Annotated in this window: 17 protein-coding genes; 10 read left to right on the forward strand and 7 right to left on the reverse strand. The window is 41.0% G+C overall.

Features of this window, described 5'->3' with window-relative positions; genetic code table 11:
• The first annotated feature begins 68 nt into the window (after positions 1-68).
• Both H5180_RS06895 and H5180_RS06900 read left to right on the forward strand, forming a co-directional pair.
• Complete coding sequence (locus tag H5180_RS06895; RefSeq protein WP_145240812.1) at positions 69-1,286, forward strand: BCCT family transporter; 1,218 nt, start codon at positions 69-71, stop codon at positions 1,284-1,286.
• 32 nt (positions 1,287-1,318) lie between these two features.
• On the forward strand, positions 1,319-2,026 hold the full coding sequence (locus H5180_RS06900; RefSeq protein ID WP_145240814.1) for a TorF family putative porin: 708 nt from the start codon (positions 1,319-1,321) through the stop codon (positions 2,024-2,026).
• Between the two features lie 57 nt (positions 2,027-2,083).
• On the opposite strand, the gene H5180_RS06905 is transcribed toward H5180_RS06900, so the two are convergent.
• The 6 genes from H5180_RS06905 to H5180_RS06930 all read right to left on the reverse strand — a co-directional run bounded on the left by H5180_RS06905 (position 2,084) and on the right by H5180_RS06930 (position 6,380).
• A complete protein-coding gene (locus H5180_RS06905; RefSeq protein ID WP_145240816.1) occupies positions 2,084-2,299 on the reverse strand; it encodes a helix-turn-helix transcriptional regulator in 216 nt (71 codons plus the stop codon).
• Positions 2,299-2,853 carry a DUF2975 domain-containing protein gene (locus H5180_RS06910; protein ID WP_145240818.1) on the reverse strand — a complete coding sequence of 185 codons (555 nt, stop codon included), beginning with the start codon at positions 2,851-2,853 and terminating at the stop codon, positions 2,299-2,301. The genes H5180_RS06905 and H5180_RS06910 overlap by 1 nt, the downstream gene beginning before the upstream one ends.
• Before the next feature lie 2 nt (positions 2,854-2,855).
• Positions 2,856-3,710: an alpha/beta hydrolase gene (locus H5180_RS06915; RefSeq protein ID WP_145240820.1), complete on the reverse strand. Its 855-nt coding sequence runs from the start codon at positions 3,708-3,710 to the stop codon at positions 2,856-2,858.
• A gap of 215 nt (positions 3,711-3,925) precedes the next feature.
• A complete protein-coding gene (locus tag H5180_RS06920) occupies positions 3,926-5,170 on the reverse strand; it encodes a hypothetical protein (protein ID WP_145240822.1) in 1,245 nt (414 codons plus the stop codon).
• A complete protein-coding gene (locus H5180_RS06925) occupies positions 5,167-6,003 on the reverse strand; it encodes an ABC transporter ATP-binding protein (RefSeq protein ID WP_145240824.1) in 837 nt (278 codons plus the stop codon). The genes H5180_RS06920 and H5180_RS06925 overlap by 4 nt, the downstream gene beginning before the upstream one ends.
• A gap of 2 nt (positions 6,004-6,005) precedes the next feature.
• Positions 6,006-6,380: a GntR family transcriptional regulator gene (locus H5180_RS06930; RefSeq protein ID WP_145240826.1), complete on the reverse strand. Its 375-nt coding sequence runs from the start codon at positions 6,378-6,380 to the stop codon at positions 6,006-6,008.
• Between the two features lie 91 nt (positions 6,381-6,471).
• On the opposite strand from H5180_RS06930, the gene H5180_RS06935 reads away from it, so the two are divergent.
• Genes H5180_RS06935 through H5180_RS06945 form a run of 3 tightly spaced genes read left to right on the forward strand, consistent with a single transcriptional unit; the run spans position 6,472 to position 9,866 of the window.
• On the forward strand, positions 6,472-7,992 hold the full coding sequence (locus H5180_RS06935; protein ID WP_182731149.1) for an alpha/beta hydrolase: 1,521 nt from the start codon (positions 6,472-6,474) through the stop codon (positions 7,990-7,992).
• A gap of 3 nt (positions 7,993-7,995) precedes the next feature.
• The gene (locus H5180_RS06940; RefSeq protein WP_145240830.1) at positions 7,996-8,730 is read left to right on the forward strand and encodes an ATP-binding cassette domain-containing protein; all 735 of its coding nucleotides are present in this window, start codon (positions 7,996-7,998) and stop codon (positions 8,728-8,730) included.
• A complete protein-coding gene (locus tag H5180_RS06945) occupies positions 8,727-9,866 on the forward strand; it encodes an ABC transporter permease (protein ID WP_182757967.1) in 1,140 nt (379 codons plus the stop codon). The genes H5180_RS06940 and H5180_RS06945 overlap by 4 nt, the downstream gene beginning before the upstream one ends.
• A gap of 279 nt (positions 9,867-10,145) precedes the next feature.
• Here the strand turns inward: H5180_RS06945 and fldB are convergent, their stop codons facing one another.
• A complete protein-coding gene (gene fldB / locus H5180_RS06950; protein WP_149981789.1) occupies positions 10,146-10,667 on the reverse strand; it encodes a flavodoxin FldB in 522 nt (173 codons plus the stop codon).
• An 80-nt stretch (positions 10,668-10,747) separates the two neighbouring features.
• On the opposite strand from fldB, the gene xerD reads away from it, so the two are divergent.
• The 5 genes from xerD (at position 10,748) to lysS (ending at position 17,106) form a co-directional block, all read left to right on the forward strand.
• On the forward strand, positions 10,748-11,701 hold the full coding sequence (gene xerD, locus H5180_RS06955; RefSeq protein ID WP_220491296.1) for a site-specific tyrosine recombinase XerD: 954 nt from the start codon (positions 10,748-10,750) through the stop codon (positions 11,699-11,701).
• Between the two features lie 64 nt (positions 11,702-11,765).
• Positions 11,766-12,494 carry a bifunctional protein-disulfide isomerase/oxidoreductase DsbC gene (gene dsbC / locus H5180_RS06960; protein ID WP_182731151.1) on the forward strand — a complete coding sequence of 243 codons (729 nt, stop codon included), beginning with the start codon at positions 11,766-11,768 and terminating at the stop codon, positions 12,492-12,494.
• Between the two features lie 75 nt (positions 12,495-12,569).
• Positions 12,570-14,291, forward strand: a complete 1,722-nt coding sequence (recJ, locus tag H5180_RS06965; protein ID WP_182731152.1) for a single-stranded-DNA-specific exonuclease RecJ — start codon at positions 12,570-12,572, stop codon at positions 14,289-14,291.
• A gap of 154 nt (positions 14,292-14,445) precedes the next feature.
• Positions 14,446-15,544 (forward strand): peptide chain release factor 2 gene (gene prfB / locus H5180_RS06970; protein WP_145240838.1). Its coding sequence is split into 2 segments (ribosomal slippage): positions 14,446-14,520 and positions 14,522-15,544, totalling 1,098 coding nucleotides; the frame shifts between segments, so codons are not numbered across the junction.
• A 26-nt stretch (positions 15,545-15,570) separates the two neighbouring features.
• The gene (gene lysS / locus H5180_RS06975) at positions 15,571-17,106 is read left to right on the forward strand and encodes a lysine--tRNA ligase (RefSeq protein ID WP_182718004.1); all 1,536 of its coding nucleotides are present in this window, start codon (positions 15,571-15,573) and stop codon (positions 17,104-17,106) included.
• Positions 17,107-17,198 lie beyond the last annotated feature (92 nt).

The raw sequence follows: 17,198 nt of genomic DNA on the forward strand, positions 1-17,198 counted from the left end.
TGCGTTAATGCGAGACTAAAAACACGGAGACGTAATGATGTATTTTCATTTATTTTGGGGAGGGAATTATGACCTTATGGCTTAGCGCAGGCATTATTTTCACCCTACTAGCAATTGTTGCAATTTTAGTAAAATGGGGCAATGTAAAGTGTGTTGGCGTCACACCGGTAAGAACATTTACCTTTATCGCCATCTTATTTACATCAGGCTTAGATGTTGGCTTGATCATGTTTCCACTCACTGAGTTTGCAGGTTATGCAGACATAAAAGCAAGCCCAGAGTACGCGTTTGCCAATCCACTAGCTATCGAGTTTGGTTATTGGGGCTTTCTGATCTGGGGATTCTATTTCCTTACGTGCTTTTATTTCTGTGTAATAGAACCTAAAGTGAAATTTTTCGAAATTCCTTGGGTTAAATTAATCAATAATGTAGTTATTATTGGTACTTGTGCCTTCACCGCTTTCTTATTGCTCTCTAACCTACCTTGGTATTTACCTAGTCTTGGTGATGGTGAGTCGATTATTCCGTCATTTTATTTAATTGTATTCGCAGCTATTTGCTTTGCGGTGTATTCAAGCACCGATATTAAATATGTACGTTTTCTAAGTATTTCAACTACCTGGTTATTTATAGCACTAATTGGTTTTATGTGGTTTGGCGCATTTATGGGCGAAAATGGCCAAGTGTCAGATTTTACAAATAATTTAACGTTAATTGGTAGTTACTTTGGCAATATTAATCAGTTTGTACTGCCACTCAATGATTACCATGAGTTTTATTTATTTTGGTGGTTTGCGTGGAGTATTATGATTGGTCAATTCACTTCACGTTTTGTCGGTGGATTAAAAACCTATCAAGTATTGGGGGCAATGTTAATTTTCCCTTCAATCCCAATCGCAATTTGGTTTGGCGTGCTTTATCAGTATCACGAAGCAGGCATTGATACACAAGGGATCAAAAATATAGCAATGGTATTTGTTGGCGTAGTGTTTGTGATCAACTCGCTTGATTCACTGATCCGTTTATACACCGACAATATGGGTATGACGGTTAAACGTTTAGGTAAATTTAAATATATTGCGCTAAATGTTGTCGCTCTTTCATTATTAACCCTATTATTTAAGCAGAACTTTCTACAAATCCAGTGGGTCGGAGTGTTAGTGATTGGTTTGTTCTTTGCGTGTGCAGCCTATATTGCCTATAGCAAAGTTAAAACTGTGAGTAACATTGATAGTTCGCCGAAAGACAACAAAATTGACTACACAAAAATTGAATCAGCTAGCTAGATATTAGCTTATACAGTAGCGAAGGAATTAACATGACAACACAAAAAACATTATTAGCAGTCGCATTACCGTTTGCACTTTTTTCAACCTCAGTATTGGCTGATTGGTCAGCAACCGTAACCGGCGCATCAGATTATACCTTTAATGGTGTGAGCCAAACGCAAAACGACCCAGCGTTACAAGGTAGCCTTGATTATTCATTTGGCGAGTCAGGCATGTATGCTGGCACGTGGGCGTCAAACGTTGACTTTGGTGACGACACAAATATTGAATGGGATGCTTACTTCGGTCGCTATGCGCAGTTAAATGAAGCGCTCAGTATTGATTACGGCCTTGCGTATTACAGTTACCATGGGCAAAGCAACTCAAGCGATGGTAACTACTTTGAAGCCTACACTAAATTTGGTTACGCAAGTGAGTTAGGGCAAACAGAGCTTAACTTTTGGTATAGCTGGGATTATTTTGGTACCGGCGCAGGTCATGTGATTTCTATGGTTGCACACACCATTGAACTTGCACCTAATCACGCATTGCGTGCCAGCTTTGATATTTCAAATTCACTCGATGGCGATAAGTTCGCATGGGATACCGATGGTAAATCGTATAACCACTATCGTCTTGCTTATCAAACAAGTTTAGCGGGTTTTGATATTGAGGTAGCGGGCGAGAACACCAGCCTAGATATTGATACTGCAGATGAGCGTATTGTATTGTCGATAGGCCGTACATTCTCATTATAAGTGTTTTAAATTATTTTATTTAAACAGCAAAACGGCCATTAAAAAAATGGCCGTTTTTTATTCGTTATCCTCTTCAATATACCTAAGTATATCGCCTGGTTGACACTCTAGATGCTTACATATGGCATCAAGGGTACTAAAGCGCACAGCCTTCGCTCTGCCAGCTTTTAATACTGATAAATTCTGTGGTGTAATACCAATGGCTTCAGCCAGCTCGCTTGATTTCATTTTACGTGTTGCTAGCATGACATCTAAATCTATTATTATCGGCATTAAATCACAAGCTCTTGTTCTTGTTGTAATTGGTGTGCTTGTTTCATTACCCATGCTATTACGTAAATTATAAGCCCAGCGAGTAACCCTATAATGTCGGTATCGCTGATGAATATAATACGGGTAAGCTCGTCGCTCGTTATAGTATTGATTAAGGTCACAAGCAAAGCAGGATAAATGGCAGTAATCACAAATTGTAGAAGTAACACACCACCGAGCCATGTGAAGCAACGAATGTTTTTAGCGCTAAAAAACAGTCCCTTGCGATAAAGCGAAAACAAACGAAGTAAAATAATATTTATTATGATAAATGGCAGGACTTGGATTAAACCGAGCCAAACTAAAGCATTATAGTGATTTTCTGTTAATTGTTTAGCTGCGTTGCTCCATGAGCCATTGACTTCAAGACCTATCCACATATGAGCGCTACCTTCGACGCCTAAATTTAGCTCTGAGCTAGTGAATAACACCATACTTAGGGTGATCAATATAGTGAATAAGCTGAGTAATAGTAAGGTTAAAATGATATTGCTCATCCAAATTATTTTCTTCATTGTTATAAGCTGCTTGACGTTAATTGAGTTAATAATACCTCATAATGAGGCTTTAATTCAGTTCCATTTAGCGTATCGCCATGGTGTTTTCCAGATGCGATATATAATTGCTTTTGACTGGATGCAGCATGTTTGAATAAAGACTTTGCCAATGATATTGGTGTTTGTGTATCATTTTCACCCGTTATAATTAGCAGCGGTGATTTATATTGTTTTACAATTTTAAGGTTATCAAACTCAAGTAAGCCATCAGAGTAGTTAATAGTGATAAAAGGTTTTGCGTACCAAGGAACTCTAGTGTCGGTCATTTCTTGAATATTAGTAATACTGCCTTCGAGTACTAAGCCATCAATGTTTCTTTTCGTTGTGACATAGCCTGCTATTACGCTTCCTAAAGAGTGTCCATGCAAAATAATTGGTTTGTTGTTAATGCGAGGATTCTGTTTTACGTAATCAAATATACTAAGTGCATCTTGCTTTAGGTTACTAACGGTAGGTGAGCCATCACTTTTTCCATAGCCACGATGATCAAACATCACTATATTTGTTTGTAGTGGCAATAGTGCCTCTAAGGGTTGTTTTGCAGCAATATCAACTCTGAACTGATTTCCCCCAAAGTAGACTATAGTGGCTTTAGCGTTTGCGACGGTTATAAGAGTTCCGCGAAGTTTAATGCCATCAAACGCTGTAATCTCAATAGGGTTTAAATTTGCTGTATTATTAATATTCTGGAGTGTGGTTAGATCAATCCCCTGATCTGGTTTAATAAAGTGTGACTCCTTAACTTCTATTGTTGTACATGCCGTTAGGATCAACAGGGTCATCGATAGCACGAGGTTTAAACAGAGAGCTTTCATTTTAGTTCCTTTAAGTTAAAAAACTAAGATGCCATTAAAATGAACTTTAAACAATAAAAAATTATCGTTTTTCGATAATTCAAAGTGCTGTTTATGAGTTTATTCTTCAACTGCTAGAGCTACCATGGGCAAATACTTTTAAATGGGCTGGGCGCCAATCACATGCGCTAAACTTTATTAACGACGAAGTTCAATTCAATGATTGGCCTTAATTATTATAAGTACCTAGCGGTTAAGTGATTTGCTCCCGCCATAGCTGTCGCATAGAGACTCATTAATACAAGCAGAGTTAAGCTATCACCGTGGTCAAACATATAGTTTGCTAGGCCCATATTTAATCCAAACGTTAAGCATAAAATTACACTTAGTAAGTTTATGTTTTTGCAAATATTACCGATCGCAAAGCTAAGTAGTAAACCAGCAGCACAGGCTAACGAGTAACTTAAAGCATTAATTAGTAACAACTCTTGGTTAGCAAGAGTAAGCGCAGCTGCTGTGCTAAAACACAGTAAAGCTACGAGTGCTGCTAATTTTAAAACACTGTAACTAAGTGCGACTTTTGCGCTGTAGCTAGTGTTGTAAATTGGTAGGGTAAATAACAGCTCCCATGAGTTTTGCTTTTGTACTTTGCTCCATAAACTTAATGTAACAATCGCGAATAAATTCAGCGTTAAAACAAAAATGGCCTGCTCAGTGATATTATAAAATAGATTCGCCACTACACCGAAAAAACATAAAAGTGTAATTAAAATAAGGTATTGAGAGAGTCCAGAGCCAACAAAGTAGCTAAGAGGGAATAACCCTTTATTAATTGAGCTGCCGTAATTTGATAAAAAACCACTGGGAACTGGCGACCAACCAGATTGCAGACCATTACGATAATTTAGTAATGAATCGGGGCGCCATTTGTACGCAGATGTAAAGCTTTTATGAAATAACACGATAGCAATAAAAGCAACGACGTTAACGGGTATTAGCCAAACTGGCAGTTGCTCAATAAGCACACACACTAACGTAGCTATAAAGAAGCTGAAATAGCAAACAGAGGTAAATAAATGGCTGAATGAGCGATTTAAAAACCAGATAATAATGCCAACAAGATTGGCCATCGTGAGCGTTGCTAATAGATTGATATTGCCCGCAATTATGATACTCAAGATAGAAATTAAGTTACTCAATATAATGAATACTTTACCTTGAAACATCACATGTTTACGGTAACCAACAACTAAACTCTGCCATTCAGTGGCTTGCAAGCGAATACTTTGCCAAGCTATCGCGCTGTACATACAAATAATTGAAAACATGATCATTAGTCCGATCAGATCTTCAATACCTGTAGCTATAAGGCATAGTAATGTCGTTATAATTGCAGCGATGAAATAACTGGCACAGCCGACGTCTTTTAACCAAAAACTGACAGCACCTTGATACCATGGACATTTACTGGCTTGCATCATCCATGTAACTCCACAAACAGCTGTTCAAGAGACAGTGTATTGATTGCTAGAGCACCAACAACAGTTTCACCTGTATAGCCATAAATAATGGCACAATTTTGCTGCCTGTTAAGTACCTTGTATGCACTGAGATCAATCGTCGACTCTTTAAAGCTGACTTTTCTAACGGTGTCGCGAATGACATCTAATTCGTCGAGTAAAAGTAACTCGCCTTGTTTTATAAGTGCAATGTGGCTGGCGACGCGCTCTATGTCAGAGGTGATATGTGATGAAAATAAAATTCCGGAGCCCGAATCTATTGCTAAATCGAAAAGATCACTCATAAATTCGCGTCTAGCAATTGGGTCTAAGCTCGCCACCGGCTCGTCTAAAATAAGTAGCTGGGGTCTGTAGGCCATGGCCATAATAAGGGCTAAAGTTTGACGCTGGCCGATTGAGAGATCATTAATCGCATCCTTGCTATTCAATTCAAAGCGCGCGAGCCATTTTGCTTCTAATTGCATATCCCAATTTGGGTAAAAACTGCGATGTAATGCCAAAGCGTCAGCAATTTTAAAACCTTCATAACCAAACGTTTGCTGGGCGACATAACCAATTTTTTGTTTACTGCTGGCACTTAATTGATGACTTAATTCACCTAATGCTTGTACTTCACCCTCATCAGGCTTTACTAAACCCAGCGCGCTACGTAATAAGGTTGTTTTACCTGCACCATTTTTACCTAATAAACCAATCACCATGCCAGGCTCAACATTAAGGGTGATGTTGTTTAATATCAGACGTTGGTTGTAATGTTTAGAGACATTTTTATAGCTAAGAAGTGGTTGTGTCATTGTTATAATTCCCACCGTTTTTTTATTAGTTCGGTTAAAGTCGGTTGTGGCACATCGAGTTGTTTGGCTTGCTGAATAAGTTGATCGATAGCTTTAAAAAGTAAGCTCTCTTGTTGATCGGTTTGTTGCGCTGTTTTTTGTGCGACACGGGTTGCTTGGCCACGGCGTCGTTCTAACCAACCTTGATCCACTAATTGACCAATCGCTCTGGAAACTGTCATAGGATTAACAGCAAAGTGATCCGCTATTTTTCTCACGGACGGAAGCTCTTCACCTGCAGCTATTTGCTCACCTACAATTAAACGCACAATTTGTTCATGTAATTGCTTATAAATGGGATCGCCACTATTGGGGTTGACATTAATAAATTCTAGCATTACTCTCTCTACTGTATTAATACATCAATACACCGATACACTAAGTAATAAGTTATCACATTAAGTGTAAAATGCAAACAAGGGAAAAGTGATGAAAAGCATATCAAATTGTTTTAATAGACTGATAATTAAAGTGATGATGCCAATTTTAATGGTTGCATCAACTGCGTCATACGCAGAAAATAATCAAAATAACCAACCAAAACTGACGCCATGCTATATGGAAGGGCTGTCTGATCGATTGATGTGTGGCAGTATTGCTCAACCATTGTCAGATGATCCAAGCGAAGGGGAGATTGATATCCACTTTGCAGTTATACCTGCAATCAAGCCCAGTCATCCTGATGAAGCGGTACTTGGTTTTGCCGGTGGCCCGGGACAAGGGGCTATAGATTTAGCGAGAATATTTGACCATAACTTACGTTTTGCTCGCGAAACTCGTGACATAGTCTTGGTTGACCAGCGTGGCACGGGTTATTCACATCAATTGCAATGTGAAAGTGATGACCTAAAAACCCAGTTTGCTTTTAATGATGTGATTGCCGATCTTCAAGCCATGGGAGCAGAAGATACGCAAAAATGTAAAGCAAAGCTCAATATTGATTTGAGCAATTTTACTACGCCTGTTGCGGCAAAGGATTTTGAAGCTGTGCGTGTTGCTCTTGGTTATAAAGGCTTTCATTTATATGGGGTGTCATACGGCACACGTATAGCGCAAGAATACATGCGCCAATTTCCTAATGCTGTTTTAACGAGTACCTTAGATGGCGTTGTGCCAATGCAGCAAAGTCTGGCTGCCATAGGCGGAGCGGTTGATGGTTCACTGGCTGCATTATTCAAGCGCTGCGAAACTGATGCTTTATGCGCAGCCCAATACCCTAACTTAGCAAATAACTTTAATTCATTGCTTACGAGGCTTGAACAACAGCCTGTACAAACACAGGTTAGACACCCACGCACCAATGACCTTATTGATTTTACAATCACTAAAATGAAGCTTTACAGTGCGATACGATTTGCGCTTTACGGCCATGCACAACGTGCGATTGTACCAATGGTTATTGAAAAAGCACTAAGGGGTGACTATTCACCATTGGCTGGCATGATGGCGAATGTTGATTTAACACAATCTTTAGCAATGGGTATGCATAACGCCATCGTTTGTGGTGAAGATTGGCCACGCTTAACAACGCAAACCCGCGCTCAGTACAGTAAAACTTATATGGGCAAAGCAATGATTGCGGGGTTGGATATAGCGTGCCCAATTCTGAATGTAAAAGCCGTTGACGAAACATTTTATCAGCCGCTAAAAACCAGTACGCCAACGTTACTTCTTTCTGGTGGACGCGATCCTGCTACACCTGCAAGTTGGGCCGAGCTTGCGATGGTTGAGATGACAAATGCCACCCACTTAGTTGCACCGACTGCCACCCATGGCATTGGCTCACAAACCTGTGCGCCGAAAATCATTGCCAAGTTTATCGACCAGCAAAGTATGCAAGACATTGACAAAACCTGTATTAATGATGCAAATGACAAACCGTTTTTTATGAATATTAACGGCGTAGCCGTTGCCAATAGCCACCCAGCTGATGCAGCTAACAAGGAGTAAGTGATGATTAAAGTAACCAACCTAAATAAGAAGATTGGCGATGTTAATGCGCTAAATGGTTTAAGTTTTACTGCACAGGACGGCAAGATAACTGGCCTCCTAGGGCCAAATGGCGCAGGTAAAACCACTTGTTTACGCACCGTATTTGGATTGTTAAAGGCTGATAGCGGAAATGCTGAAATTGACGGCATTGATGTTGCCAAAGAGCCGATGGTAGCAAAGCAAAAACTAGGATTGTTTCCTGATCCGTGCGGCTTGTATGAGCGATTAACACCAAGGGAATACATTACTTTTTTTGCCCAGCTCAGTGGTCTCAATGCCAGTGATGCAAAACAAGCGACAATAGATGTGATAAATAAATTAGCTATGAATGATATTGCCGATCGCCGTTGCCAAGGCTTTTCGCAAGGCCAACGGATGAAAACCGCCTTAGCACAAGCCGTGGTTCATAACCCATCAAACATTATTTTAGATGAACCAACCCGTGGGCTTGATGTAATGAGTACCCGCATATTAAGAGAGCTGTTGCTGTTATTAAAGGCGCAAGGGCACTGCGTGTTATTTTCATCGCATGTTATGCAAGAAGTTGCAGCGTTATGTGATCACGTGGTGATCATGGCCAATGGTCAAGTGATTGCACAAGGTTCAGTGGCTGAGCTGTGTGAACATGCAGGTAAAGAGACATTAGAAGAAGCATTTGTCGCCTTAATTGGTAGTGATGAGGGGATTGCAGCATGATTAATTTATTAACAGTGTTATTTAAAAAAGAAGTGATGGATGCCAGCCGTGATAAACGCTCGATAATGGCGGGGCTGTATTATGCGATAGGTGCACCAATTGGTGTGTGCTTATTAATGAGTGTTTTGCTACAGCAATTAGCATCGCCTGAAGCACTAAAAATTAATATTGAAAATAGCGATAGTGCACCAGGACTTATTGCTCACCTTAATAGTCGTGATATTTTTGCCAGTACTGATGCTAATGAGCGTAAAGATATTACTTTATCAATCAGTGATGACTATCAACAAAAAATGAGCGAAGGGCGCCCAGCTACGGTAACGCTAATTGCAGATAAATCTGATGATAAGTTGCGTAAACATATCAACCAAGTTGAAAAAGCAATAGCATTGTACAGCTCTGAAATAGCGAGCCTGAGATTAGTCTCTCGTGGTGTGGATCCGAGTTTGATGCGTGCAATCGCGATTGAAGTACATGATCAAGCTACACCTGATTCAAAAGGTGGCATGATTTTGGGTATTGTCGTATTAACACTTATTTTAGCTTTATTTTACGCGGCGATGAATTTGGCAATTGATACCAGTGCGGGTGAGCGAGAGCGTAATTCTTTATCGTTATTGTTGAGTCATCCATTACATAGTTTACATATTGTGCTTGCTAAAATAGGCGCTATCACCACGTTTTCGATGTTAGGTTTAGTGGTAATTTTAGTTGTCTCTAAGTTTTCGTATGCAATGGTGCCGTGGCAGCAAATGGGCTTTAGCATCACTATTACCCCTGCGTTTATGTTATTTAGTATCGCAATATGCCTACCTATCGCGTTGATGTCGGCAAGCTTACAAGTGTTTGTGTCTTTTATGGCTAAGTCATTTAAAGAAGCGCAATCTTACGTCACTATGGTGTTATTTATCCCAATGGCGTTAAGCATGATAACTACTTATGATATTGCGACAGATAAGGTGCAGTGGTTGCCGATAGCAGCACAGCAGTTTGCATTAATGGAATTTATTAAAGGTAATCCCATTCCTATCCCGCAGTTACTGCTATCAACAGTGATCACACTGGTATTATGTGCAGCCTTTAGTTTTTTAAGCGCGCGTATGCTGAAAAGTGAAAAAGTGGTATTTGGCTTGTAAGCTATTGAGTTGGAAATGAATCAGCGACCTAAAAGGCCGCTGATTTATTTTTGAGGGATAACTGAGCTGTTTAGAAGCAGAGTAAGTTATTAATAGCATTTTAAACAAGCAGCTTGGATAAAGTTTATAGCGTACCGTTGGATATAAACTTAGTAATTAGTTGTTGTTTCTTAAATAGAATTGCCACTGTTGCAAAGCAACACCTTGATATTAAGCCCTTATGAAACCGTAAGCTCTGCATTTTGAGGCGGTTTGGGTATCAGTGTTACGCAGCGAGATTTATAATGTCTCGCTGTACTCAGTCATGATCTGTTCAACCCAGTTAGCGATACGCTCATCACTGTGTTCGTATTGGCTGTCTTCATCAAGGGCTAAACCAACGAAGTGTTTGCCATCTTCGGTGAGTGCCTTAGAGGCTTCAAACTCATACGTGCTGTCGTTCGGCCACAATCCTAATAAAGTATATTGTTGGCTACTTATTTCATCATGTAACATACCAAGTGCATCTTGAAACCATTGACCATAACCTTGTTGATCGCCCATGCCAAATAAAGCGATGGTTTTGCCATTGAGATCAACATCTTTAATGTCGTCCCAAATCGACTCCCAATCTTCTTGTAACTCGCCAAAATCCCATGTGGAGATACCAAAGATGATAAAGTCGTAATTTTCTGCATTTTTTAATGGTTCATCTTTGATGTTATGCAGGCTGACAATGTCTTGACCGATAATATCGCGAATTTTTTCTGCTGCTATTTCTGTATAGCATGTGGTAGAACCATAAAATAAACCAATTTGCATCGTATTTATCACTGTGTATTTGCCTGATATGATAGGCTGAAGTTTACCGTAAGGTATTATTAATTGATACCTTGATAACTATGAGAATAACTGTGACCACGTTACCTGATCATGAGTCATTAGACTCAGCCATTACAGATCACGACGAACTACTCGGTAATAGTGATTATCTTGAATCTTTTTTAGATAACCTCTATTTAGAACAACACGTAAGCGATAACACTTTATCTGCGTATCGCAGCGACTTGGATAAATTTTGCCACTTTTTAAAAGGTCAAGATTTGCTCACCGTCAGTGGCCAAGATATTGAAAGCTATTTAGCGCATCGTGTTGATTTAGGTTTAAAGCCTCGCAGTACGGCGCGCAGTATTAGCGCGTTAAAGCGCTTTTACCAATACTTTGTACGTGAAAAACACATTACTGATTCGCCAATGGTAAATATTGCTCAGCCTAAAGCGGGCCTATCATTGCCGAAAACGTTGTCAGAAAATGAAGTAGAAGCACTTTTGGCGGCGCCTAATGTTGAAGAGCCGATGGGCTTGCGAGACAAAGCTATGTTAGAGCTATTATATGCAACGGGTTTACGGGTTAGCGAGTTAGTTGGGTTGCGTATTGAACAAATTAATTTGCGCCAAGCAGTGGTGTTTGTTAAAGGTAAAGGTAATAAAGAGCGTTTGGTGCCGCTTGGCGAAGAGGCTATGTATTGGCTCGAGCAATTTTTAAAAGTGGGGCGCGCGCAAATGATCAAACATGCCACTGATTTTGTGTTTCCGTCAAAGCGTGGAGTCGGTATGACTCGACAAACTTTTTGGCATCGTATTAAACACTATGCTATTTTGGCAGCAGTTGAATCGCCTTTATCGCCCCATACGTTGCGCCATGCGTTCGCAACACACTTACTAAATCATGGTGCTGACCTAAGGGTTGTACAGATGATGTTAGGGCATAGTGATTTATCAACCACACAAATTTATACCCATGTAGCTAATGAACGGTTAAAATTGGTACATCAACAACATCATCCGCGCGCTTAGTGAGAATTTTTTCGTACTTCGGCGGTCTGAGTAGTTAAGAATTATCAGGATATAAGAGAACATTATGAAAAAGTTAGTATTAGCCGGTGCGATATTAGGCACCAGTATAAGTGCGTTTGCCAATGGCGTTGCAGCCATTCCTGATGCCAACGATCCAATCGTGACTAAGTTTGCAGAGCTAGGTGTTACTGTTAAGCAAATTAGCCCAAGCCCAGTGGCTGGTTTAAAAGAGTTGATCACTGATAAAGGCGTGCTGTATGCAAGCGCAGATGGTCAATACTTAATGCAAGGCACCTTGATTGATTTAAATAACCGTAACAATCTAACCGAGCAAGCGCTTAATGGCGTTCGTAAAGAAGGCCTAGCGCAATACGAAGACTCAATGATTGTTTACAAAGCTAAAAATGAGAAACATAGCATAACTGTGTTTACTGATATTAGCTGTGGTTATTGCCGTAAGTTACACCGCGAGCTTGATGATTTACTTGATGCGGGTATTACCGTTAAGTATTTAGCGTTTCCACGTGGTGGTTTACAAGGCTCAGGCTATGCAGATCTAATGAATGTTTGGTGTGCTAAAGATCAACAAGAAGCAATGACAGCAGCAAAATCGGGCGCTGATACAAAAGTAATGGCCGGTTGTCATGCCCCAGTTGCAGAACATTATCAGCTTGGCCAAAGTTTTGGCATTAGCGGTACACCAGCAATTATTTTAGAAGATGGTACGATGATCCCAGGTTATCAGCCTGCGGCCGCATTAGCTGCTGCGTTGGACGCTAATAAATCGTCATAGTATTATGCTTTTTATAAAAAGGCCGTTAAGGCCTTTTTTTGTCTTTATTCCTTAATCTAAAAGTACCGCGCCTGCATGAAAAAATTAATTGTTGCTCGTGATCATCATGATGATTCACACCTGCCAAGTTATTTGCACCCTGTTATTAAACAAATTTATGCCAGCCGCCAAGTTAATCATGCCGATGAGCTAAATAATAGCGCAGCCACTTTACATGACTTCAAATTATTTAAAGACATAGATAAAGCCACCGCTTTACTTCAACATGCTCTGCGAGCGCAAAGTAAAGTGCTGATCGTGGGTGATTTTGATGCCGATGGCGCAACCAGCACCGCTACCTTAATGCAAGGCTTAGCGATGTTTGGTTTTGCTCATTTAGACTATTTAGTGCCAGACAGATTCAGCTTAGGCTATGGTTTAAGTCCCGCGTTGGCCGAGCAAATAGTCACTATGGCACCAGATCTAGTGATCACTGTTGATAATGGTATTTCCTGTATTGCTGGCATCGCAATTGTAAAAGCCGCGGGCATTAAAGTGCTGGTTACCGATCATCACTTGCAAGGCGAACAACTACCCAATGCTGACGCTATCGTTAACCCTAATCGCCATGATTGTGAGTTTCCATCAAAATCAATCGCAGGAGTCGGGGTTGCATTTTATTTATTGATTGCGCTTAGAAGTGCATTGCGTGATGTTGGTCATTTTGCGCAGCAACCACCGCCTAACTTAGCCGATCTGCTTGATATTGTAGCGCTAGGTACGGTTGCTGATGTGGTGGCACTGGATGCCAATAATCGCACCTTAGTTCACCAAGGTTTAGCGCGAATTCGTAGCGGCAAAACACGCCCAGGTATTACAGCGCTGATTGAGGTCGCTAATCGTAACGCAGCGCGTTTAAGCGCCAGTGATTTTGGTTTTTCGCTTGCACCACGCTTAAATGCCGCAGGACGTTTAGATGATATGAGTTTAGGCATAGCTTGCTTACTAGCTACTGATATCAATCAAGCGCGACGCATAGCCGCTGAGCTGGATAGTTTAAACCATGAGCGTCGAGAGATAGAGCAGGGCATGCAACTTGAAGCACAAGCCGTGCTAGATAAGCTCGCTTTTAGCGATGAGCAAACACCGGATGCTATCTGTTTATATCAAGAAGACTGGCATCAAGGTGTGATCGGTATTTTAGCGGGACGTTTAAAAGAGAAATACCACCGCCCAACAGTAATTTTTGCTGGTGGCGACAACGGTGAAATAAAGGGCTCTTGCCGCTCGATTGAAGGCTTGCACATGCGTGACTTGCTTGAGCGCTTAAATACCTTGCATCCACATTTGATCAGTAAATTTGGTGGTCATGCTATGGCGGCCGGTCTGAGCATTAATGAGCAGCACTTTAGTGAGTTTAAACGTGAGTTTGAGCAGGCGGTAAGTGGGCAGTTAAGTGAAGAGCATAAACGCTGTATTATCTTAACCGATGGCGAGCTTGCTGATGACTGCTTTAGCATGGAGTTTGCAAATGTACTCAAACAAGCAGGGCCATGGGGGCAGCAATTTCCAGAACCCGTGTTTGAACACACTTTTGAACTCGTACAGCAGCGCATTGTTGGTGAAAAGCACTTAAAGCTGGTATTAAAACACCGTTCAGGGCGTTTGGTTGATGCTATTGCCTTCGGTATTGATGTGCGCGAGTGGCCTGATACTGAAGCGCGCTTGGTGAAATTGGCCTATCAGCTCGATATCAATGAGTTTAGAGGTAAATTTTCATTACAGTTAATTGTCCGTGAGCTGCAAAAAGTAGCTTAAAAAATATCTATTATCGATGCATAAAGTACTAATAAAACGCACGGTTTTTTGTTAAAATCGGGCGTTTTATTATTTAAAGTGAAATTTAAATAATTATTAGCATAATTTTACCTGGCGATTAGCCGCGTAAACCAGCCATTTTGGAGTAATGTACATGTTTGAAGTGAATCCTGTGATTAATCAAATCAAGGAAATTCGCGAACGTACTGAACTGCTTCGGGGGTACCTTTGACTACGCTCTTAAACAAGAACGTTTAGAAGAAGTTAACGCCGAACTTGAAGATTCAGCCGTATGGAATGAGCCCGAGCGAGCACAAGCACTAGGTCGTGAAAAGTCAGCATTAGAAGCGGTTGTTGAAACTATCGATAATCTAGTAACTGGTACTGACGATGTTGAAGGGTTGCTTGAACTTGCAGTTGAAGCAGAAGATGAAGAGACCTTCAATGAAGCACAAAGCGAACTGACAGACCTAAACGAACAGCTTGAAGGTTTAGAATTTCGTCGCATGTTCTCTGGCGCACATGACGCAAATGATGCTTACCTTGATTTACAATCAGGCTCAGGCGGTACAGAAGCTCAAGACTGGTGTAACATGTTATTACGCATGTATTTACGCTGGGGTGAAGCCAAAGGCTTTAAAGTTGAACTGGTAGAGGCCACTGACGGTGATGTTGCCGGTATTAAAGGCGCAACCGTGCGCTTTGTTGGTGAATACGCGTATGGCTGGTTACGTACAGAAACTGGGGTTCATCGTTTAGTACGTAAAAGCCCATTTGATTCAAGTGGCCGTCGTCATACCTCGTTTGCTTCTGCATTTGTTTATCCAGAAGTTGACGATAATATTGAGATTGATATTAATCCGGCTGATTTACGTATCGACGTATACCGTGCATCAGGCGCGGGTGGTCAGCACGTAAATACCACAGAATCTGCGGTACGTATTACCCACGTACCGACAAATACGGTAGTGCAGTGTCAGAACGAACGCTCTCAACATAAAAATAAAGCACAAGCGATGAAGCAGTTAAAAGCGAAGTTATTTGAGCTTGAGCTACAGCAGCAAAATGCTGAAAAGCAAACCCAAGAAGATGCCAAATCTGACATCGGCTGGGGCAGTCAAATACGTTCATACGTACTTGATGATGCGCGCATTAAAGATTTACGTACCGGCGTTGAAAACCGTAATACCCAATCGGTACTTGACGGCAATTTAGATAAATTTATTGAAGCCAGCTTAAAATCTGGCCTATAACCACCAAGCTAAAAAAGAGCTAAAAAATGACTGATCAAATCCAAGACGAAAATAAGTTAATCGCTGAGCGTCGTGGCAAATTAGACGCTATTCGCGCCAATTGCCCTGCTAACGGTCATCCAAATCAATTCCGTCGTGAGCATTACACGGCAGACTTACAGGCCGAGTTTGGTGATAAGAGTAAAGAAGAATTAGTAGAGCTTAACCATGTTGTGTCTATCGCGGGTCGTATCCTAGCTAAACGCGGACCATTCTTTGTAATTCAAGACATGAAAGGTCGTGTGCAAGCGTATGCATCAAAAGATGTCCAAAAAGATCTGAAAGAAAAATACGGTCAATTAGACACTGGCGATATCATTGGTGTTAAAGGCGCGCTTAATAAATCAGGTAAAGGCGATTTATACGTAGAAATGACAGAGTATCAATTACTGACTAAGTCACTACGTCCACTTCCTGAAAAATTCCATGGCTTATCTGATCAAGAAACTAAATACCGCCAACGTTATGTTGATTTGATCACTAATGAAGCAACCCGTGAAACGTTCCGTATTCGTTCACAAGTAGTTGAAGGTATTCGTCGCTTCTTAGCAGATCGTGACTTTATGGAAGTTGAAACGCCAATGCTACAGGTTATCCCTGGTGGTGCATCTGCGCGTCCATTCGTGACTCATCACAATGCACTTGATATCGATATGTACTTACGTATTGCACCAGAGCTTTACTTAAAACGTTTAGTGGTAGGTGGTTTTGACCGCGTATTTGAAATTAACCGTAACTTCCGTAACGAAGGGTTATCAACGCGTCACAACCCAGAATTCACTATGATTGAATTCTACCAAGCCTACGCTGATTACATCGACCTGATGAACATCACCGAAGACATGTTGCGTACTGTTGCGACTAACGTATTGGGCAGCCCAATCGTTGTTAATACGACTAAAAACGAGAACGGCGAAGTGGTTGACTCAGTAGAGTATGACTTTGGCCAACCGTTTACCCGTTTAAGTATGGCGGATGCGATTTTAAAATATAATCCTGAGTTTGATGCTGCAGTATTCAATGATCCAGAAAATCACTTTGACGAATTAAAAGCGTACGCAAAGCAAGTGCACGTTAAAATTCCTGAAAATTGTGTGTGGGGCCCAGGTAAGTTCTTATGTGAAATCTTTGAAGAAACAGCAGAGCACATGCTTATTCAACCGACTTTCATCACCGGTTACCCGTGGGAAGTATCACCACTTGCTCGTCGTAACGATGAAAACCCATTTGTTACTGACCGTTTTGAATTCTTTGTTGGTGGCCGTGAGCTTGCAAATGGTTTCTCTGAGCTTAATGATGCACAAGATCAAGCTGAGCGCTTTACTCGCCAAGTGGAAGAAAAAGACGCCGGCGATGATGAAGCAATGCACTACGACGAAGATTACATTCGCGCGCTAGAGTATGGCCTTCCGCCTACGGCAGGTGAGGGGATTGGTATCGACCGTTTAGTGATGCTATTTACTGACTCATCAACAATTAAAGATGTTATCTTGTTCCCGCATATGCGCCCACAAGCTGACTAATGCTATGTTAGATTAAGTTGATATTATAAACGCCGCTTTAATAGCGGCGTTTTTGTGTCTGTAGCGGGTCCCGTCAATGGAAATTATACTGG

This window comes from Pseudoalteromonas sp. SR41-4 (assembly GCF_014163985.1).
In the GTDB taxonomy this organism is placed as follows: domain Bacteria; phylum Pseudomonadota; class Gammaproteobacteria; order Enterobacterales; family Alteromonadaceae; genus Pseudoalteromonas; species Pseudoalteromonas rhizosphaerae.